Source organism: Amycolatopsis sp. NPDC034160 (genome assembly GCF_055575355.1).
This window is the reverse complement of record NZ_JBVISU010000002.1, coordinates 165,373-184,758: the sequence shown is the minus strand read 5'-3', so window position 1 is coordinate 184,758 and position 19,386 is coordinate 165,373. Positions and strand designations below refer to the sequence as shown.

Below are 19,386 nucleotides of genomic sequence, written 5' to 3'. Positions count from 1 at the left end.
TTCAGAGCCGCCGCGCGGCTGAGATGAGGAGGATAACCAGCCCGTCAGACAGCTTCGGCGACCAACCGTTCGACGACGGGCAGCAGGTCCGAGGCGAGCAGGTCCCGCAGGAAGACCGCCGCGACACGGTGCTGTTTGTCCAGCACGATCGTCGACGGGATGATGTTGCGCGGATAGCCCGACAGCTGCAGCAACGTCCGGCCGGACGGGTCGTAGATCGACGGGTACGTCAGCTTCCGGTCCCGCATGAAGTCCTGCGCCGGCGCGCGGTCGTTGTCCCGCAGGTCGATGCCGACGACCTGGACGCCGGACGCCTTGGTCTGGTCGTAGACCTTCTGCATCTCCGGCGCCTCGACGCGGCACGGCCCGCACCACTGGCCCCACAGGTTCAGCACGACGACCTTGCCGGGGAAGTCGGCGATCGAGAGCTGTTTGCCCTCGTTCATCAGGTCGTCACCGGACAGCGTCGGCGACTGCTGGCGATCGGCGACGTCGTAGGTGATGTCGACCTTCCCGCCCGGCGAGACGAAGTTGAACGAGCCGCCGGTGACGACGGCGTCCTTGCCGGTGGTGCAGCCCGTGACGACGAGCGCCAGCCCGACGACGGCCGCCACGAGTCGCTTCATGCCCCGGTCACCTTCGGGTCGGTCGCGCCGGCGGGCTCGCTGTAGACGATCCGCACGAGCTCTTCGCCTTCGAAGACCAGGCTGGTCAGCGACGCGAGCGAGCACTGCCGGACCCGCGGGTCGTGCCAGAGGCGCTTCGCCTCCAGGAAGCGCCGCACGGTCCAGATCGGCAGCTGGTGTGAGACGCACAGCGCCTCGTGCCCCTCCGCCGCCCGCCGAGCGCGGTGGATCGCGCCCAGCATGCGGTGCGCGATCTCGACGTATGGCTCGCCCCACGAGGGGCGGAACGGGTTGACCAGTTTCGGCCAGTGCTTCGGCTGGCGCAGGGCACCGTCGCCGACGGCGACCCGCTCGCCCTCGAACTGGTTGTCCGCCTCGATGAGCCGCTCGTCGGTGTCGACGTCGAGCCGGTGCGCGGCGGCGATCGGCGCCGCGGTCTCCTGCGCACGCTGAAGCGGCGAAGCGACGACGTAGGTGATGTCGTGCGTCGCGACGGCCTCGGCGACCGTCAGCGCCTGGCGCTGACCGCGGTCGGAGAGCTTGAAGCCGGCCAGGCGGCCGTAGAGAATCTTGTCCGGGTTGTGCACCTCACCGTGGCGAAGCAGGTGCACGATCGTCGTCTCGCTCACGCCTGGACCGCCTCGGCCGCGGCACGAGCGGCCACGCGAAGCGCCGACTCGATGATTTCGAACTCAGCGTCACCCATGGCCGCGTTGACGAACCACGCCTCGTAGGCGCTCGGCGGCGCGTACACGCCGTTGTCGAGCAGGGCGTGGAAGAACGCCGGGAATCGCCAGGTCTCCGAGGCCTGCGCGCCCGGATAGTTCGTCACCGGGCTGTCGCTGAAAAACACGCTGACCAGGTTGCCCGCGTACTGCACGGTGTGCGTGACACCGGCCTCGGTCAGCGACCGGTCGAACAGGTCGCCGAGCCGCTTCGCGTTGGCGTCGAGGGCCGCGTACACGGCGTCGTCGGCCGCGCGCAGCGTCGCGAGCCCGGCGGCGACGGCCACGGGGTTACCCGAGAGCGTCCCCGCCTGGTACACGGGCCCGCCCGGGGCCAGCTTCGCCATCACGTCGGCGCGGCCACCGAAGGCCGCGGCGGGCAGCCCGCCGGACATCACCTTGCCGAAGGTGTAGAGGTCACCGGCGACGCCTTCGAGGCCGAACCAACCCGCCTTCGAGACGCGGAACCCGGTCATCACCTCGTCCATGATCAGCAGCGCGCCGTGCTCGTGGGCGATTTCCTCGAGCCCGGCGTTGAAGCCTTCGACCGGGGCGACGGCGCCCATGTTGCCCGCGGCGGCTTCGGTGATGATCGCGGCGATCGAGTCCGGGTTGTCCATAAAGGACTTACGAACGGCGTCGAGGTCGTTGTAGGGCAGGACGATCGTGTCGGCCGCCTGCGCGCCGGTGACCCCAGGCGACGTCGGGAGGCCGAGTGTCGCGACGCCGGAGCCCGCTTCGGCGAGCAGCGCGTCGACGTGGCCGTGGTAGCAGCCCGCGAACTTGATGATCTTCGCCCGGCCGGTGAACCCCCTGGCCAGCCGGATCGCGCTCATCGTCGCTTCGGTGCCGGAGTTGACCAGGCGAACCTGCTCGACCGGCGCGACGCGCGCGATGATCTCCTCGGCCAGTTCGACCTCACCGAGGGTCGGCGTGCCGAACGACAGGCCGTGAACGGCGGCTTCGCGCGCGGCGGAAACGACGGCCGGATGCGCGTGCCCGAGGATCATCGGCCCCCAAGAAGAGACCAGGTCGACGTAGCGGTTGTCGTCGGCGTCCCAGAGATACGGCCCTTCGCCGCGCACCATGAACCGGGGGGTCCCGCCGACGGAGTTGAAGGCCCGCACCGGGGAGTTCACCCCGCCCGGGACCACGGCCTTCGCTCGTTCGAACCATGCCTTGGACTGATCGACTCCGGTAGTCACCTCCCCAGTCTCGCAAATCCCCGGCGACTCCCGCCGCCGAGTCTCGCGGAGATGGGCACGGGGTGACCGGCCCCACTAGGGTGGGCACCACTCCCGCCGAAACCTCGCGGAGGAACCCACGTGTCCACGGTGCCGCCACCGCCGACCCACCACCGTCGCCTGCGCTGGCAAGCACTGGCCGGATTCATCGGCATGTCGGCGATCGTGGGGGTGGTGGCCGCGCTGGCCGTGGCGACCCGTTCCGGGATGAACAACGCGCTGACCCGCCCCTCGTGGGCACCGCCAGGCTGGCTCTACGGCCCGATGTGGTCGGCCCTGCTCCTCTTGGTCGCCATCGCGGCCTGGTGCTACTGGCGGACCGATGGCGAAACGCGCGGCTTCGCCTTCTACGGCGTCTGCCTGCTGCTGACCCTGCTGTGGACGCCGCTGTTCTTCGCGGGCGGCGCCCACGTCCTGGCACTGGCCGACGTCGTCGTACTGGACTTCGTCGTGCCCGTCACGATGACGGAGTTCGCGCGCCGGTCGAAGCTCGCGGCCTGGCTGCTCGTGCCGTATCTGCTGTGGTTGCTGTTCTCGACCGCGGTCAACGCCGCGGTCGTCTGGCTCAACTGAGCCGGTTTTCAGTTCTGGGCTTCCTTGGGCGCGCGGTGTCGCGTCTTCATCGCGAGCAGGAACTGGCGGATCGCGTCCACCACCAGGATCGCGGCCAGCACGCCCAGCCCGATGGCACCGGCGAGCGGGCCACCGAAGTACCGCTGCGATTCGAGCGTCGTCGATTCGCCGTAGGTGATCGGGACCGGGACGACCCCGGCCTTCCAGCAGGCGAAGACGCCCCAGACCGCGAGCGCGGCGAGAATCAGTTCGGCGACCCCCACCAGAGCGCGCAGGGGTTTGTGCAGCCGGGCCGCTGGCCGGTCGTCCTCCGGCGGCCACAAGTCGGCCCCGGTCGGCTGGGGAAGGTCGATCACAGTGAGCAGCTTCTCATGACTCTGTGGTGCGAGCACGCACCAAACCCTCGAGAGCCTCCCGAAGGGCGTCGGGATCCTTGGCCCAGGCGCGGACGAAGACGCCGTCGTCGAGCTTCAGCGGGACCTCGCCGTGCTTCTTGGGGATCGTCCAGCCGCCACCGAGGACCCGTGCCCCGACGGGGGCTTCCTCGTCTTCGAGTACCTCGGCGATCCGCGCCGCCTCTAGAGTTTCCCTGCCTTGTCGATAGCCGTCGGCGGTGACTTCGAGCGAGAGGTACCGGCGGCGCGCGTACACCCACGGCACGGTGATCAGCACCAGCCCCGCCGCGACCAGGATCCAGGCCAGCCAGTGCACCGGTCCGCCGGTCGCCAGTTCGGCGAGCAGCCCGGCGAGGGCGAACAGCGGTGCCCAGAGCAACGCCGTCCAGCCGACGCCGGGTTCGCCGTAGAGGGACGGCTCGGCGGTCATGGCAGCTTGCGCCCGACCTTCGGGAAGAAGTCGGACACGCTGGGCAGGTACATCAGGATCAGCGCGATCGCGGTCAGCAGCGTGGCCACCAGCAGGAACACGTTGAGCGTGCCGCGAAGGACCAACAGCTCCACCAGCACCAGGAAGACGGCACCCACGGTCAGCACCGTCCTGGCCGAGCGCGTTCCCTCGCGAGCCTTGTAGGCGAACAACGCGAACAGGACGGCGAAGGTGACGGCCCCGCCGAGCAGCATCCACAGCAAGGTGTTCACCCCGGACGCGATCTGCGCCGGGTCGACCGGCTGCCCAGGGACCGGGTTGGCGGTGATCTGCTTGATGATCCCGTCGGTCAATTCCTGCTTCAACACCAGCAAGGCGATCTGACCGGCCACCAGCACGACACCCGTGGCGATCCAGAGCCAGAAGGAGATGACGACCGGCGTCGGCACGGTGATCACCGGTGGCTTCTGTCCGGGAAGGAGCGGGTCGGGTGCCCTCCCCCGTTTGCGGCGCTCGTCGTCCGTCTCGTCGGCTGTGCTGTCGCTCACGCCGGGCAGCCTACGTGGTTCCGCAGGCCAGAGCGTTGCCGCCCAGGTAGCTTGTGCGCGAATCGACACGAAAACTGGGGATTTCGCATGACCACACCGAACCGGCCCACCGGGCCTTGGCAAGGGCAGCAACAACCCTGGCCACCGCAGGGGTACGGCTATCCACAACAGCACCAGACGCCGCCACCTCCTCCTCCGCCGGAGAAGTCCAAGAAGTTCCTCTTCTGGCTGATTCCGCTCGTCGTGGTGGTCGTCGCCGCGGCCGTCGTGCTCCCGATCGCGCTGACCGGCGGGGACCCGCCCCGCGATCAGGCCGCCCAACAGCAGCAGCCGAGCAGTCCGGCCCCGGTCGCCCAGAAGGTGAAATGGCGGCTGTCCGGGCTGGAGGGCGACGTTCCCGAGTACAAGCAGGGCATCACGACCTGGCTGTACGAGGACACTCTCGTCGTCGTCCGGGACAAGTACGTCGCCGCGTTCACCAGGGCGGACGGCAAACAGCGCTGGCTCACCGAGGTACCGGACGGGAAGCGGGCGTGCGGGGCCTCCGTGGAACCTGTCGACGCGAAGATCGCCTTCGCCTACGGCGAGGAGAAGACCTGCGACAACGCGGCCGTCCTCGACCTGAAGGACGGGAAGCTCGGCTGGCAGCAGCCACTCGAGATACCTCAGAAGCTGCAAGGCGACCGCCCGCCCAAATCCGCGATCCTGCAGATCGCCGGCGACGCTGTCTTCGCCACGCAGGGGGAGGGTATGGGCGCACTCGACCTCGCCACCGGCGCGAAAAAGTGGGCGAAGACCCACCTGCGCGAACCCGACCAGGCCGACAGCCCGACGTGCGCCGGGCAGGACGCCGTGCCGAGGGACGGCAAGATCGTCGTCGTGATGACCTGCCTCACCGGGGAGTACGGCCTCAGCATGCTGCGGGTCGACCCGTCGACCGGGAACATCGAGGGGCAAGAACACCTGCCGAAGGAGAGCTCTTCGCTCGGCAACGTCGGCGTCCTCTCGGCGAAACCCCTGCTGGTCTATGGCAAGACCACCGACACGGGCACGTACTTCCTCTTCGGGGACGACCTGAAGCTCAAGTCGAAGATCGACGGCGGCGACCCCTTCACCCCGGACGGCCTCAACGGCACGGACGGCCAGGGCTTCGACAGTGACGCGTCCGGCACCGAGCATGAGGTCAGCCCGGTCCTGGTCACCGAAGAAGTGCTCTACACCATCACGATGCCCCAGGCGGGCACGGTGAACGCACTGGTCGCCGTGGAGCTGAACACCGGGCAGCGCAAGTGGTCGGCGAAGGTCCCCGAGGGCACGGTGATGGCCCCGCTCGCGATCGAGGACGGCCAGGTGATCACCGAGGTCGCGCCCGTCGAACGGGATGGACCGCAGCGAGTGGTCAAGATCGCCGTCGCGGACGGCACGGTGACACCGCTGGTCGAGGCGCAGATCGAGAACGCCGACAACGACAAGAACGGGCCGATTTCGGGCCTTTACCGGTATCTCTGGGCGGACGGCCGCGTCTACGCCGTTTCCGGCCGTTTCCCGAAGTACAGCTTGGACATCTACACCGTCGAACCGTAGCGCGGGCGGCTTTTCCGCGATCATCACCGAATAACTGGGGAACAAAAATGACCAGACCTACTCCGCCCGGCAACGGGCCATGGCCGCCACAACAACCCTGGCAACCGCACGGGCAACCGCCTCAGGGATGGCAGCGGCCGCAGCCCTACCCTCAGCAGCAGTACGGCCCCCCACGGCAGGGACCACCACCGCCACCGCCCAAGCGCAAGAAGTTCCTCTTCTGGCTCGTCCCGCTGGTCGTGGTGGTCGTCGCCGCGGCCGTCGTGCTCCCCATCGCGCTGAGCGGCGGGGACTCGAAGCAGGATCAGGCCGCTCAGCCCTCCGCGAATCCCGGCTCTCCCGGCGGGTCACCGAAGGTCAAATGGGAACTGTCGGGGGCGAAGCAGGACGTCCCGGAGTACAAGCACGGCATCACCACCTGGCTGCACGACGATGACCTCGTCGTCGTCCGTGACCGGTACGTGGCCGCGTTCACCAGGGCGAACGGCAAGCAGCGCTGGCTGACGAAGGCACCGGACGGCAAGATCTTCTGCGGCACCGGGGTCGAGCCCGTCGGCGGCAAGATCGTCCTCGCCTTCGGCAAGGCGAAGGTCGACAAGGAGGACGGGAGCTGCGACAACGCCACCATCCTCGATCTGAAGGACGGGAAGCTCGGCTGGCAGGTGCCGATGGTCGTCCCGCAGAAGATGCAGGACCGGGTGGTCTCGGTGGAGGCCGTCGTCACGCAGATCATGGGCGACGTCGTGTTCGTCACCGCGGACCAGGGCTACGCGGCGCTCGACCTGGCCACCGGCGCGATCAAGTGGACGAAGACCTTCTCCCGCAAAGCCGACGGAGAGGACACCTGCTCCGGACACGACATGATGCCGAGGGACGGCAAGGCCATCGTCGTGGCGAGTTGCCTCACCGGCGACTTCTCGGTCACCGCGCTCCAGATCGACCCGGCGACCGGGAACGTCGAACTGGAGGACAGCGTCCCCCACTCCGGCTACTCGGTCTCCGGGATCGGTCTCCTCTCGGTGAAGCCCGTGCTGGCCTACGGCTCGAACACCGAGCAAGGCACGTACTTCCTCTTCGACGACAACATGAAGCTCAAGTCGAAGATCGACGGCGGCAAACCCAACAGCGAGGAGGAGCTCGACGGCACCTCGCCGCAGGGCTTCGGGAGCCTCGCCTCGGGGACCGAACACCAGACGAGCGCCATCATCGTGGAAGGCGACACGTTCTACACGCCGACCAGGACGATCGGCGGACAGGTGAACGCGCTCGTCGCGGTGGACCTGAACACCGGGCAGCGCAAGTGGACGGCGTCGGTTCCGGAGGGCACGATCCAGGCGCCGATCCAGATCGTGGACGGCCAGATCCTCACCCAGGTCGGCCCGATCTACAACACCGGACCGCAACGGACGGTCAAGATCGCGGTCACGGACGGGAAGGTGACCCCGTTCCTGGAGGCACAGATCAGGAACTCCGACCAGGACGAGACCGGGCCGATCCCGGGGTTCTTCCGGTACCTCTGGGCCGACGATCGCGTCTACGCCGTGGCCGGCCGATGGTCGAACCTCAGTGTGGAAGTCTTCCTGCTTCAGGCTGATTAGCGAGGCGAAAGGGGCCCCTTCCGCAGCGAAGGGGCCCCTTTCGTCTGTACAACGCTCAGTCCAGCCAGGTGGCGGCTTCGGCGGCCCAGTAGGTGAGGATCATGTCCGCGCCCGCGCGGCGGATCGACGTCAGCACTTCGAGGACCGTGCGCTCGCGGTCGATCCAGCCGTTCGCCGCGGCCGCCTCGACCATCGCGTACTCGCCCGAGATGTTGTACGCCGCGACGGGAACCGGCGACGCGTCGGCCGCCGCCCGGATGACGTCCAAATAGGACAGTGCGGGCTTGACCATGATCATGTCCGCGCCCTCGGCGATGTCCAGCTCGATTTCACGCAGCGCTTCGCGCACGTTGCCCGGGTCTTGCTGGTAGGTCTTCCGGTCGCCCTTGAGCTGCGAATCGACGGCCTCACGGAAGGGTCCGTAGAACGCGCTCGCGAACTTCGCCGAGTAGGCGAGGATGCCGGTGTCGGTACGCCCGGCCCGGTCGAGGGCGGCGCGGATGACGCCGACCTGGCCGTCCATCATCCCGCTGGGCCCGAGCAGATGCGCCCCCGCTTCCGCCTGCGCCAAGCCCATTTCCGCGTACACACGCAGCGTCGCGTCGTTGTCGACCGCGCCGTCGGCGTCCAGGACACCGCAGTGACCGTGGTCGGTGAACTCGTCGAGACAGGTGTCGGCCATCAGGACCGTCGCGTCACCGAGTTCGGCCCGAAGGTCGCGCAGGGCGACGTTCAGGATGCCGTCCGGGTCGATCGCACCGGAGCCTTCGGCGTCACGGGTCTTCGGGATGCCGAACAGCATCAGGCCGCCGACGCCGGCGTTGACCGCGTCGACGGCGGCCTTGCGCAGCGTGTCGCGGGTGTGCTGGACGACGCCGGGCATGCTCGAGATCGGGCGGGGCGTGTCGATACCCTCGGCCACGAACATCGGGAGGATCAGCTGACGTGGGCGCAGCGTCGTCTCACCGACCAGCCTGCGCATCGCCGGAGTGGTACGGAGCCTGCGGGGACGATGTTCGGGAAACACCCCATAGACGGTACTCCCGCCCGCTCGAGAAGCCGTCCACAGGCGCGGTGAACGGCTCGTTGGTCCAGCCGGGCGGAGCTTTCCTAAGGGACGGTAAAGAGTCGCCTTTGCCCGATTCGTTCCCGGTGTGACGTGGGTTACTTTGCCTCTCATGTCGAGCTCAACGGTGACCGACCGACCAAAAGAACCGCCCGTCGGCTGGCGCGCACGGTTGCGTCAGGTCGGGCCAGGGATCATGGCCGCGGCGACCGGCGTCGGCGCGGGCGACCTCGTCGCGACGATGGTGGCCGGATCGCGCTTCGGGTACACGCTGCTGTGGGCGGTGCTCGTCGGGACGATCTTCAAACTCGCGCTGGCCGAAGCCGTCGGCCGCTGGCACCTGACGTCGGGCCGGACGATCCTGTCCGGCTGGCGGACGCTGGGGATCTGGGCGCTGATCTACTTCGGGATCTACGCGGTGATCTGGGGGTTCGTCTACGGCGCGACCGCGATGTCGGCGTCGGGGCTGCCGCTGAACGCGCTCTTCCCCGGGCTCTCGGTGCGGTACTGGGCGATGATCTGCGGCCTGCTCGGCTTCGCGCTGGTGTGGTTCGGGCGTTACGCGATCATCGAGAAACTGATGACCGTCCTGGTCGGCATCATGTTCGTGACCGTGGTCGGGACCGCGATCCTCGTCACGCCGAACTTCACCGCGCTGTTCGAAGGCGCCGTCCCGACCCTGCCCGACGGGTCGCTCGTCTACGTCCTCGGCCTGGTCGGCGGCGTCGGCGGCACGATCACGATGGCCGCTTACGGCTACTGGACACTCGCGAAGGGCTGGCGCTCGTCGAAGTGGCTGTCGATGATGCGGACCGACAACGCCGTCGGCTACGTCATGACCGGGATCTTCGTGATCGCGATGCTGATCGTCGGCGCGGAACTGCTGATCGGCCAGAAGATCATCTCGGGCGACAAGGGCCTGCTGTTCCTCGGCGACACCCTCGCCGCGGATTACGGGCAATGGGCGCGGATCCCCTTCCTCATCGGCTTTTTCGCGGTTTCGTTCACCTCGGTGATCGGGGTCTGGCATGGCGTGAGCCTGCTCTTCGCGGACTGGTGGCGCATTCTGCGGCTGCCCGCGAACGCGACGGAAACCGTTGAGGAGTATGAGAAGAAGGCCGGGGAACACAGTCCCGCGTACCGGGGTTACGTGCTGTGGCTGACTTTTCCGCCGATGGCGTTGCTGTTCCTCGATCAGCCTTTCCAGCTCACGGTGATCTACGGCGTGCTGGGCGCGTTGTTCATGCCGTTCCTGGCGGCGACCTTGCTGGTACTGCTGAACACATCGCGGGTGCCACGGGAAGGGCGTTCGCGGTGGCTTTCCAACGGGCTTCTCGGGATCTGTCTCGCGATGTTCGCCTACCTCGCCTACACGGAGGTCGTGAAGTTCTTCAGCTGAAAACCTTGTGAGTGACTGGCCCTCCCCCAGCGACTGACCTGCGGTAGACCCGAGCGGGGAAGATTCCGGCCGTTCAACGGCCGGAATCTTCCCCGCTCATCCACGTCGGCGTCCAGGTGTCGAAGATCGACGGCCTTGACCGTCCACAAGAGACACTTCTCGCGACCATGGCGCCCGTTTCAGGTGATCCGCGCAGTTTCGCGAGGGCCTCGTGAGTGGTAATGACGGTTCTAACCGTCATTACCACTCACGAGGCCCTACAGCGGAATGGACTTCGTGTTGCAGCCCCCGCCGCCGCAGGCGGTCACGGTCAGCTTGGTCGCCACGGTCCGCCCGGTGAAAGAGATCCGCTTCGTTTCGTTGTCGGCGACGACTTGGTACCCCTCGGTCGAGGCACCGGACAGGACGAACTGGGCGGTGAGTTTCGAAGTGGGCGAACTGTCGGTGACGGTGGCCGACACCCGGGTCTGGCCGCCGAGGTTCTCGACGGTGCCCCGCACGCTCTGCACCGCGCAACCGAGCGGACTGCAGACCTCGAACGGGGTGGCCGCCGCGGCGGAGGCGGTGCCCGCGAACCCGGCGAAACCGAGCGCCAGCACACTCAAAGCGGTACCTGCGTGAACGGGAGACTTCATGGTCACTCCCCAGCGATTGTCGGATCACCGAGGTTAAGCCTCATCGCTTGGCAAGCACCAAGGTTTCGCTAACGACGAGAACCCCCTTCCTACAGCATGCGGAGAAGGGGGTTCTCGTCACGAAATCAGGAGCGGCGGGCTCGCTTCGCCTTACGCGGCGGCGGAAGCGCACCTTCGGCACGGAGCCGGGCGGCGTGCTCGGCGAGCGCGTCGACCAGGTGCGGGACGTCGGCCTTCTCGGGCTGGACGTCGACCCGCAGCCCGAATTCCACGGCGGTCTCCGCGGTCTTCGGGCCGATGCACGCGACCAGCGTGCGGGTGTGCGGCTTGCCGGCGATGCCGACGAGGTTCCGCACGGTCGAGGACGAGGTGAAGCAGACCGCGTCGAAACCGCCGGTCTTGATCATCTCGCGGGTCTCGGCGGGCGGCGGCGCGGCACGCACGGTGCGGTACGCGGTCACGTCGTCGATCTCCCAGCCGCGTTCACGCAGGCCGGCCGACAGGGTCTCGGTGGCGATGTCGGCCCGCGGCAGCAGGACGCGGTCGACCGGGTCGAGGACGTCGTCGTACGGCGGGAACTCGGCCAGCAGGCCCTCCGAGGACTGCTCGCCCTCCGGGATCAGCTCCGGGATGATGCCGAAGGAGCGCACCTTCGCGGCGGTCGATTCGCCGACGCAGGCGATCTTCACACCGGAGAACGCGCGGGCGTCGAGGCCGAACTCCTCGAACTTCTCCCACACCGCGCGGACGGCGTTGGTCGAGGTGAAGACGATCCACTGGTAGCGGCCGTCGACGAGCCCCTTGACCGAGCGCTCCATCTGCGCGGGGCTGCGCGGCGGCTCGACCGAGATGGTCGGGACCTCGTGCGAGGTGGCGCCGTGGCCGCGAAGCCGCTCCGCCATCTCACCGGCCTGCTCCTTGGTGCGCGGCACCAGGACCTTCCAGCCGTACAGCGCGCGCGACTCCCACCACGACAGCTTCGAGCGCTGGCCGACGGCCTGGCCGATGGTCACGATCAGCGGGCCGACGAGCTCGCCCGCCTCGTTCGCGACGGTGGCCAGCGTGGTGTCCAGGGTGCGCTGGGTATTGATGGTCCCGTTCGACGTGACGGCGACCGGCGTGGTCGCCGCCAGCCCGTGCTCGGTCAGCGCGGACGCGGCTTCGGCGAGGTGCGCCGAGGTCGCGTGCAGCACGATCGGGCCGGGGGTGGCGGCCAGCGCGGCCCAGTCGACGTCACCGCGGACGTCGACCTCGGTGTGGATGCCACCGAGCGCGACACCGGCGTACGCCGGGACGGCGGCGCCGGGCGAGACGCCGGGGATGATGTCGAACACGGCGCTGGTGCGGGAAACGGCCTGCACCTCGGCGACGACGGCGGGCTGGGTGAGCGGGTCACCGGCGATCAGCCGGAGCACCAGTCTTCCGGCCTTGGCCTCGTTCACCAGGTCCTTGGCGACCTCGGTGGCCTCGCCGACGGCGGGGCGCACTTCGGCGCCCTCCGCGGTGAAGGCCAGGACGCCCGAAGGGACGTCCGGGTCGGTCACCACGACCTCGGCCTTGGCGAGCAGCTCCTGAGCGCGGACGGTCAGCAGACCGGCGTCACCGGGGCCCGAGCCCACGAAGGCGACACGCCCGGTGGTCTTACGCGCGGGGGTCATCTGTGCGTTCTCCTCTTAGGCGGCCGCGGTCGATCGCGGCCGTAACTGTCACTCTCAGCTCACTGGGCGGGGCCGGACAGCGCGCCGGCCCCCAGGTCAAGCAGCTCGGCGGCCAATGTCCGGCCGAGCTGTTCAGCATCGCGGACGTCGGCGAGCGCCGAAGCGCGCACCATGTCGACCGCTTCCCCGTCGGCTTCGACGGCGGCGGTGCCCCGCAAGGAGATCCGCTCGACGACCCGCCCTTCGGCGTCCAGGTCCTCGACGATCTCCGCCAGCGCTCCGACCGGTGCGCTGCACCCGGCTTCCAGCGCCGCGAGCAACGCCCGTTCGGCGGTCGCCACGGCACGGGTGCCTTCATCGTCCACTGTGGACCCGAGCAGGTGCTCGATGTCCACGTCCCCGGCCCGGCACTCCACCGCCAGCGCACCCTGCGCGGGGGCGGGCAGCATCTGGATCGGGTCGAGGGTCTCGGTGATCTCCCCGGCCCGGCCGATCCTGGCCAGTCCGGCACGCGCGAGCACCACGGCATCCAGCTCGCCGTCGGCCACCTTGCGCATGCGGGTGTCGATATTGCCTCGGATCGGCACGATTTCCAAACCGAGCCCGAGCGCGCGCAGTTGCGCGGTGCGCCGCGGCGACCCGGTGCCGACGGTCGAACCGGGCGGAAGCTCGCCGAGAGTCAGCCCGTCACGGGCGATCAAAGCGTCACGCGGGTCCTCGCGGCGCGGCACGGCGGCCAGCACGATGTCCGGTTCCGGTTTCGTCGGCAGATCCTTGTACGAGTGCACGATGACGTCGACTTCCTTGCGCAGCAACGCTTCGCGCAGCGCGGAAGTGAAGACGCCGACCCCGATCGTCGGAATCGGCGCGGACGACTTGTCGCCAGGGGTCGTCACGGTGACGAGCTCGACCTCGGCCCCGGTGGCGCGCAGGGCGTCGGCGATGGTGCCGGTCTGCGCGAGGGCGAGTTTGCTGCCGCGCGTCCCCATGCGGATGACTCTGCTCACTGATGATCACTCGTCCTTTTCGCGGTGCGGCGCGCGACCGCGATCGCGCCGCCAGGGCGCCCCTGCTCTTGGAACTCGCTTGTCATTACTCGGCGCCCTGCCGTCGCGACAGCGGGGCCTCCGGCCGAAGCGCGCGCGACGGCTCGTTTCCCGAAGGCGGGATCGGGCCGCGCTCGCCACCGTCACCCTTTGGTGCGGTGGGACTCGCCACGGCGGCGGGCGCCTGCGGGTCGAGGCAGAACAGCTCGCGCAGCGCGTTGGCGTAGTCGGTGTCGGCCGTCTCGGCGGCCAACTGCTTCACCCGCACCGTCGGCGCGTGCAGCAGCTTGTCGACCACCCGTCGGACCGTGCGGCCGACCTCCTCGCGGACCCCGGCTTCGAGATCCGGCAGGCGGTTGTCCAGCCGCAGCAGTTCGGCGTCGACCACCTCGGCCGCCCGGCGCCGCAGCGCGGTCACCGTCGGGGTGACCTCGGCGCTGCGCTGTCCGGCGAGGTACTCGCGCACCTCGTCGAGCACGATGCCGGTGGCCTTCGCGGTCTGGCGTTCGGTGGTCGGGGTGCCGGCCTCACGCATGCGGCGCTGGATGGTCTCGAGGTCGACCACGGTGACGTCGGCCAGTTCGGCGACGTCGTGCTCGACGTCGCGCGGGAGACCGAGGTCGCACACCACCAGCGGACGGCCGTCGCGGGCCGGGACGTGCTCGGCGGTGAAGACCGCGGCCTGCGCGCCGGTGCAGCAGACGACGACGTCCGCCTCGGCGACCGCGGCCGCGATGCCGCTCATTTGGACGGCCTTGGCAGGCACTCCCTGTTCGACGCTCGCGGCGGCGAGCCGGGCGGCCCTCGCCTCGGTCCGGTTGGCGATGGTGAGCTCGCCGATCCCGGACTTGCGCAGGTGGGACGCGGTCAGCGCGCCCATCGAACCGGCGCCGACGATCAGCGCGTGCTTGCCCTCGATGTGCCCTGCCGCGGCCAGCGCCTCGGACACGACCGAGGCGCCGAGCTTGTCGAGACCGGTCTCGCTGTGCACGCGTTTGCCGACGCGCAGCGTGGTCTGGATCAGCTCGTGCAGGGTGCGGCCGACGGTGCCGGCGTCACGCGCGGTGGCGTACGAGGACCGGATCTGGCCGAGGATCTGCGTCTCGCCGACGACCATCGAATCCAGACCGGAGGTGACCGAGAAAAGATGTTCGATCGCCGCGCCCGCGTAGTGCACGTACAGCGAGTCGTAGAGGTCCGCGGGCAGCATCCCGGCCTGGCGGGCGAGTACGTCGGAAACGTCGTTCAGCCCGCCGTGGAAGGTCTCGACGACGGCGTAGACCTCGATGCGGTTGCAGGTGGAGACGAGGATCGCCTCGCTGACGTGCTCAGCCTGCTGCAGCTCGTGGAGCACCTTGGTCACTTCGGTCGCGGGGACCGCGACGCGCTCCAGGGTGCTCAGCTCGGCACTGCGGTGCGAGAGCCCGACCGCCAACACGCTCATTTCAGCGCACCACCATTCCGTTGCCGTGGCCGTTCACGCTGCCATTCTCGGCCGTCGCGGGGCCGACGTCCCCTCCACCGTTGCCATGAGCGGCCAGATCCGCGCGGCGGGCGACATGGAACGACAGGATCTGCAGCTCGACGGCGAGATCGACTTTGCGAACCTCGATATGCGGCGGCACCTGCAGCACCACCGGGGCGAAATTCAGGATGCACTGCACGCCACCTGCGACAAGCCGGTCGCAGACCGACTGCGCGGCGGTGGGCGGAGTGGCGATGACGCCGATGGAGATCTGCCGTTCGGCGCAGACTTTGGGGATCTCGTCGAGATGCGAAACCGGGAGGCCGCCGACCGGCACGCCGACCAGATCCGGGTCGAGGTCGAACAGCGCCTCGACCGGGAAACCGCGGCCGGGGAACCCGCCGTAGTTGGCCAGCGCGTGGCCGAGGTTGCCGATACCGACCACGGCGACCTTGTGCTTGCGGGTCAGGCCGAGGATGCGCTCGATCTGGCTGACCAGGACACCGACCTCGTAGCCGACGCCGCGGGTGCCGTAGGAGCCGAGGTAGGACAGGTCCTTGCGCAGTTTCGCGGAGTTGACGCCCGCGGCCTGTGAGAGTTCCTCGCTGGAGATCGTGGTCGCGCCCTGCTCGGCCAGTCCGGAGAGGACCCGCAGGTAGACGGCGAGGCGGGCGACCGCGGCCTCGGGGATCGACTTCGCGCGGACCGCTTCCGGTTCGGCGGCGGTCTCGACGGCGGGCATCTCCGCGGTGGGCGCGTTGTCGGCGTCCGGTGTCACCCGGGTGCGCCGGCCTCGTTGCGACACCACGCTTGTCCGCTCCCTACTGGTCCTGCTGACGACATGAGTCACCTGAACCAGGAAATCGGCTCTTGACCCGTGGCGCTGAGTCCGGTTCGATGCCGGGCGCTCGCGGAGGCGACGTATCTACGGTAGCCATTTGTGAACGCAGGCACAAAGTCACTGGTAGGGAGGATGACGCACCCCACACCAGCCGTTCCGCGTGAAGGCCCCCTTCCCGCGGGTCAGCGCGCGTTCACCGACACCGTGTGCCAGCCGGTGGCGCCGTCCGGCACGGTTCCGACGCGCGTTTCGGTCTGCGCGTAGCCCGACTGATCCGTCGCCCTGACGGCGATCTGATGCTGACCAGCGGGGATGTCGATCTCGGTCCACCACATACGCCAGGTGTCCTTCGACGTCTCGGCCGACAGCACGGTCTCCTGCCACGGCCCCTGATCGACGCGGATCTCGACTTTCGCGACGCCGGTGTGCTGCGCCCACGCGATCCCGGACACGACGATCTTGCCCGCGTTCACCGCCGAACCGGGGGCGTCGATCCGCGACTGCGTCTTCACCGGCCCTTCGCGGCCCCAGCCTCGGCCGAGCCAGTACGCCTCGCGCGCCTGCCAGGTGGTGATCTCCAGGTCGGTCACCCATTTCGTGGCGGACACGTAGCCGTAGAGCCCGGGGATCACGATCCGCGCGGGGAAGCCGTGCTCGATCGGCAGCGGTTCGCCGTCCATGCCGATGGCGAGCATCGCGCCACGCCTTGGATCCAGCGCGGCTTCGACGGGTGTTCCGCAGGTCCAGCCGTCGACGCTGGTCGCGAACAGCTGTTCGGCGCCGGGTTCGACGCCCGCCTCGTTCAGCAGGTCGCGCAGGTCGATGCCGATCCAGCGCGCGTTGGAGATGTACGGGCCGCCGACCTCGTTGGAGACGCAGCACAACGTGACGTCGCGTTCGAGCAGCGGCCGCGAGCGGATGTCTTCATACGTATAGGTGACTTCGCGGTCGACCATGCCGTGGATCCGCAGGCGCCAGTCCTCGGTGCGGACCTGCGGGACGACCAGGGCCGTGTCGATCCGATAGAAATCCTTCGAAGGAGTGAGATACGGCGGGGTGCCGAACTTCACGAAGTCCGCGTCCGGCGGGATCGGTGGAGCGGTCCGGGCCGCGACCAGCCTGCCGACGGCGGCGCGCGACTCCTCGGCGTTCTTGCGGGTCCCGACGAGCTGGCCGGTCAGCGCGGCGACACCGGCTCCGGCCGCGACCGAGGCGCCGGTGATCAGCACCTTGCGGCGGTCGGGCCCCTCGCCTTCGCGGTCGTCGAAGAACACCGGCGGCCGGAAGACCAGGTGCAGCCACGTGAACACGACGAGCCCGGCGACCGTCGCGGCCACCGGCGCCAAAAGCGAGATCTGCCCGAGGTCGGTGCGCACGTAAACCGCGGCGACCCCGGCCGCGCCGAGCACCCCGATGAACACCTGACCCGGCAGCGGCTTGCGTCGCGACAGCTGCCCGGCGAGCAGCGCGAACAGGACCAGGACGACGGAGAGACCGAATCTGAGGACGGGTTTGTCCCAGGTCTCCAGGGTCTGTTCGGCCCAAGCCACGACGGCGTGGGGGCTGTGGTCGATGACGAAGTTCGCCACGGCGATGAACGGCGAAGCCGTGTACCCGACGAAGCCCGCGACGAGATGTCCGACGCCGAGCGCGGCGGCGAGGGCGAGCAGCCCAGTCAGGGCGGCTTGCGGGAAGGTGAGCCTGCGTTCGTCGTCCACGACTCCATCTTCGGAGCGAAAGCGGTCCGAGGTCGGCCGTTCGCCCTTACGAGTGTGTTACGCCAAGGCTTTGCGAAGCCTGTCCTCTTCGACCCGCCAGTATCCGTGTTCGGTGTCGTCGATCAGGATCACCGGCACGCGGTCGCCGTATTCGGCCCGCCATTCCGGGTCGCTGTCGACGTCCTGCGCCGACCAGGCGACGCCGAGTTCGCCGCAGATCCGTTCGATGTCCTGTTCCGCGACCTCGCACAGATGACAGCCCATGCGGGTCATGACGGTCACGTGGTGCGCCATGGCTCCATCCTTACCTGAGGCGCAAACGCCGCAGCTTCCCGGTCGCCGAATGCGGCAGCGACTCGGCGAACTCGACGGTGTGCGGCACCTTGTACCCGGCCAGGTGCTGCCCGCAGTGCTCGACGACCTGCTGCTCCGAGAGCGACGCGCCGGGCGCGGGGACCACGACGGCCTTCACGGCCTCGCCGGTGCGCTCGTCGACGACGCCGACCACCCCCGCCTCGACGACCTCGTCCAGCATCGAGATCACGTTCTCGACCTCGTGCGGATAGACGTTGAAGCCGTTGACGATGATCAGGTCGTTCGCCCGGTCCACCAGGTGCAGGTCGCCGTCGGTGTCGAGGTAGCCGACGTCGCCGGTGCGGAACCAGCCCTCCTCGTCGGGTCCGTGCGCGCCGTCGGGCCAGTAGCCGGAGAACAGGTTCGCGCCGCGGATGGACACCAGTCCGGTGCCGCCGTCCTCGTCGAAGGCGTCGCCGAGGTCGTCGGGGTCCAGCGGGACGGGCGTCGCGTCACCGTCGCTGTCGACCAGCCGGAGCTCGATCCCGGGCAGCGGCCGCCCGACCGAGCCCGGCTTCGGGTAGCCGGTGACCAGTGTCGTGGTGACCACCGGCGCGCATTCGGTGAGGCCGTAGCCCTCGTAGACGTCCAGGCCGGTGGCGCCGCGGATCGCGGCGAGGATCCGGGGGTGCAGCGGCGCCGCACCCGAGGTCATCCGCCGGATGGTGGAAAGCCCCGCGCCCAGTTCTTCCGGGTCCATCGCGGCGAACTCGGCGTACATCGCGGGCACGCCGGCGATCGAGGTCACGCGGTATTCGGTGCAGTCGGCCAGCGTCCGCTCGGCGAGGAAACGCTCGGAAAGGATCGCCGTCGCGCCGACCGAGGTGGTCTGCAGCAGACCGGGACCGAGGCCGTAGACGTGGAACAGCGGGATGGTGATGAGCACCCGGTCGCTGTGCACGAGCGGCGTCGGGACGATCCGGCTCAGCTGGTCCAGGTTCGCCAGCAGTGCCCGGTGCGACAGCATCACGCCGCGAGGCGGACCGGTCGTCCCGGAGGTGTACGAAATGACAGCTATGTCCTCATCGGCCCCGGCCGCGTCGACTGGTTCGACTGCTCCATCCGAGGTAACGGGGGGTGAGAGGCTTGTCACTCCGTCGAAGAGTTCCTCGGTCGCTTCGCGTTCGAGGAGGAGCCGGGCGCCGCTGTGCTCAAGCAACCCGTTCAGCTCCGCCACCGGCGCCTGCGGCGAGATCGGGACCACGGTCGCGCCCGCCCGCAAAGCTCCGAAAAGCGCGACGGCGAAGGCGGCCGACGTCGGCAACCGCAACGCCACCCGGTCGCCGCGGTCGATTCCCGCGTCGAGCAGGGCACGAGCCAGTGTGTGGGCGGCGTTGTCGAGTTCCGCCCAAGTCAGTGTGACCCCGCCCCCGGTCTCCAGGACGGCCGTCTTGCCGGGCCACTGCCGGGCGGCCTCGGCGAGCAAAGTGGGCACGCTTCCTTCGGCAACCTGCTCCGCGCTCAACTGCGAACCTCTTCCC

The 19,386-nt window shown here is 69.0% G+C and carries 19 protein-coding genes; 4 read left to right on the top strand and 15 right to left on the bottom strand.

Features of this window, described 5'->3' with window-relative positions; translation table 11 throughout:
- Positions 1-44 precede the first annotated feature (44 nt).
- The 3 genes from ACZ54P_RS05735 to hemL are packed head-to-tail and all read right to left on the bottom strand — an operon-like array spanning position 45 to position 2,556.
- A complete protein-coding gene (locus tag ACZ54P_RS05735; protein ID WP_465460399.1) occupies positions 45-626 on the bottom strand; it encodes a TlpA family protein disulfide reductase in 582 nt (193 codons plus the stop codon).
- Positions 623-1,255, bottom strand: a complete 633-nt coding sequence (locus ACZ54P_RS05730; protein ID WP_465460398.1) for a histidine phosphatase family protein — start codon at positions 1,253-1,255, stop codon at positions 623-625. The genes ACZ54P_RS05735 and ACZ54P_RS05730 overlap by 4 nt, the downstream gene beginning before the upstream one ends.
- Entirely contained in the window at positions 1,252-2,556 is a 1,305-nt protein-coding gene (gene hemL / locus ACZ54P_RS05725) for a glutamate-1-semialdehyde 2,1-aminomutase (protein WP_465460397.1), read from the bottom strand. The genes ACZ54P_RS05730 and hemL overlap by 4 nt, the downstream gene beginning before the upstream one ends.
- Before the next feature lie 120 nt (positions 2,557-2,676).
- Between hemL and ACZ54P_RS05720 the strand changes: the two genes are divergently transcribed.
- Positions 2,677-3,168 carry a tryptophan-rich sensory protein gene (locus ACZ54P_RS05720; RefSeq protein WP_465460396.1) on the top strand — a complete coding sequence of 164 codons (492 nt, stop codon included), beginning with the start codon at positions 2,677-2,679 and terminating at the stop codon, positions 3,166-3,168.
- Positions 3,169-3,176: 8 nt separating this feature from the next.
- Here ACZ54P_RS05720 and ACZ54P_RS05715 read toward each other — a convergent pair whose 3' ends face one another.
- The 3 genes from ACZ54P_RS05715 to ACZ54P_RS05705 are packed head-to-tail and all read right to left on the bottom strand — an operon-like array spanning position 3,177 to position 4,541.
- Positions 3,177-3,560, bottom strand: coding sequence for a hypothetical protein (locus ACZ54P_RS05715; RefSeq protein ID WP_465460395.1), 384 nt, complete (start codon positions 3,558-3,560; stop codon positions 3,177-3,179).
- A complete protein-coding gene (locus ACZ54P_RS05710) occupies positions 3,538-3,993 on the bottom strand; it encodes a hypothetical protein (RefSeq protein ID WP_465460394.1) in 456 nt (151 codons plus the stop codon). Before ACZ54P_RS05710 ends, ACZ54P_RS05715 begins: the two co-directional genes overlap by 23 nt.
- Positions 3,990-4,541, bottom strand: coding sequence for a hypothetical protein (locus ACZ54P_RS05705; protein ID WP_465460393.1), 552 nt, complete (start codon positions 4,539-4,541; stop codon positions 3,990-3,992). The genes ACZ54P_RS05710 and ACZ54P_RS05705 overlap by 4 nt, the downstream gene beginning before the upstream one ends.
- 87 nt (positions 4,542-4,628) lie before the next feature.
- Between ACZ54P_RS05705 and ACZ54P_RS05700 the strand changes: the two genes are divergently transcribed.
- The gene (locus ACZ54P_RS05700; protein ID WP_465460392.1) at positions 4,629-6,125 is read left to right on the top strand and encodes an outer membrane protein assembly factor BamB family protein; all 1,497 of its coding nucleotides are present in this window, start codon (positions 4,629-4,631) and stop codon (positions 6,123-6,125) included.
- A 47-nt stretch (positions 6,126-6,172) separates the two neighbouring features.
- The gene (locus tag ACZ54P_RS05695) at positions 6,173-7,723 is read left to right on the top strand and encodes an outer membrane protein assembly factor BamB family protein (protein WP_465460391.1); all 1,551 of its coding nucleotides are present in this window, start codon (positions 6,173-6,175) and stop codon (positions 7,721-7,723) included.
- Between the two features lie 55 nt (positions 7,724-7,778).
- Here ACZ54P_RS05695 and hemB read toward each other — a convergent pair whose 3' ends face one another.
- Positions 7,779-8,750 carry a porphobilinogen synthase gene (gene hemB, locus ACZ54P_RS05690; RefSeq protein ID WP_465460390.1) on the bottom strand — a complete coding sequence of 324 codons (972 nt, stop codon included), beginning with the start codon at positions 8,748-8,750 and terminating at the stop codon, positions 7,779-7,781.
- A 151-nt stretch (positions 8,751-8,901) separates the two neighbouring features.
- Here hemB and ACZ54P_RS05685 point away from each other — a divergent pair, with 151 nt between their 5' ends.
- Positions 8,902-10,188: an Nramp family divalent metal transporter gene (locus ACZ54P_RS05685; RefSeq protein WP_465460389.1), complete on the top strand. Its 1,287-nt coding sequence runs from the start codon at positions 8,902-8,904 to the stop codon at positions 10,186-10,188.
- Between the two features lie 257 nt (positions 10,189-10,445).
- On the opposite strand, the gene ACZ54P_RS05680 is transcribed toward ACZ54P_RS05685, so the two are convergent.
- The 8 genes from ACZ54P_RS05680 to ACZ54P_RS05645 form a co-directional block, all read right to left on the bottom strand.
- A complete protein-coding gene (locus ACZ54P_RS05680; RefSeq protein ID WP_465460388.1) occupies positions 10,446-10,823 on the bottom strand; it encodes a hypothetical protein in 378 nt (125 codons plus the stop codon).
- 125 nt (positions 10,824-10,948) lie between these two features.
- Positions 10,949-12,481 carry a bifunctional uroporphyrinogen-III C-methyltransferase/uroporphyrinogen-III synthase gene (locus tag ACZ54P_RS05675; RefSeq protein ID WP_465460387.1) on the bottom strand — a complete coding sequence of 511 codons (1,533 nt, stop codon included), beginning with the start codon at positions 12,479-12,481 and terminating at the stop codon, positions 10,949-10,951.
- Positions 12,482-12,540: 59 nt separating this feature from the next.
- A complete protein-coding gene (gene hemC, locus ACZ54P_RS05670; protein ID WP_465460386.1) occupies positions 12,541-13,488 on the bottom strand; it encodes a hydroxymethylbilane synthase in 948 nt (315 codons plus the stop codon).
- A gap of 85 nt (positions 13,489-13,573) precedes the next feature.
- Positions 13,574-14,971 carry a glutamyl-tRNA reductase gene (locus ACZ54P_RS05665; protein WP_465460385.1) on the bottom strand — a complete coding sequence of 466 codons (1,398 nt, stop codon included), beginning with the start codon at positions 14,969-14,971 and terminating at the stop codon, positions 13,574-13,576.
- A gap of 1 nt (position 14,972) precedes the next feature.
- Positions 14,973-15,800: a redox-sensing transcriptional repressor Rex gene (locus tag ACZ54P_RS05660; RefSeq protein WP_465460384.1), complete on the bottom strand. Its 828-nt coding sequence runs from the start codon at positions 15,798-15,800 to the stop codon at positions 14,973-14,975.
- 215 nt (positions 15,801-16,015) lie between these two features.
- A complete protein-coding gene (locus tag ACZ54P_RS05655; protein ID WP_465460383.1) occupies positions 16,016-17,551 on the bottom strand; it encodes a molybdopterin-dependent oxidoreductase in 1,536 nt (511 codons plus the stop codon).
- A gap of 57 nt (positions 17,552-17,608) precedes the next feature.
- Positions 17,609-17,845: a glutaredoxin family protein gene (locus ACZ54P_RS05650; protein ID WP_465460382.1), complete on the bottom strand. Its 237-nt coding sequence runs from the start codon at positions 17,843-17,845 to the stop codon at positions 17,609-17,611.
- A gap of 10 nt (positions 17,846-17,855) precedes the next feature.
- A complete protein-coding gene (locus ACZ54P_RS05645; RefSeq protein WP_465460381.1) occupies positions 17,856-19,340 on the bottom strand; it encodes an AMP-binding protein in 1,485 nt (494 codons plus the stop codon).
- Positions 19,341-19,386 lie beyond the last annotated feature (46 nt).

Bases quoted from the DNA above. Each gene is read 5' to 3' on its own strand.
- ACZ54P_RS05695 (WP_465460391.1), top strand. From the start codon at position 6,173: ATGACCAGACCTACTCCGCCCGGCAACGGGCCATGGCCGCCACAACAA.
- ACZ54P_RS05665 (WP_465460385.1), bottom strand. From the start codon at position 14,971: ATGAGCGTGTTGGCGGTCGGGCTCTCGCACCGCAGTGCCGAGCTGAGC.
- ACZ54P_RS05685 (WP_465460389.1), top strand. From the start codon at position 8,902: ATGTCGAGCTCAACGGTGACCGACCGACCAAAAGAACCGCCCGTCGGC.
- ACZ54P_RS05710 (WP_465460394.1), bottom strand. From the start codon at position 3,993: ATGACCGCCGAGCCGTCCCTCTACGGCGAACCCGGCGTCGGCTGGACG.
- ACZ54P_RS05650 (WP_465460382.1), bottom strand. From the start codon at position 17,845: ATGGCGCACCACGTGACCGTCATGACCCGCATGGGCTGTCATCTGTGC.
- ACZ54P_RS05675 (WP_465460387.1), bottom strand. From the start codon at position 12,481: ATGACCCCCGCGCGTAAGACCACCGGGCGTGTCGCCTTCGTGGGCTCG.
- ACZ54P_RS05680 (WP_465460388.1), bottom strand. From the start codon at position 10,823: ATGAAGTCTCCCGTTCACGCAGGTACCGCTTTGAGTGTGCTGGCGCTC.
- ACZ54P_RS05735 (WP_465460399.1), bottom strand. From the start codon at position 626: ATGAAGCGACTCGTGGCGGCCGTCGTCGGGCTGGCGCTCGTCGTCACG.
- ACZ54P_RS05700 (WP_465460392.1), top strand. From the start codon at position 4,629: ATGACCACACCGAACCGGCCCACCGGGCCTTGGCAAGGGCAGCAACAA.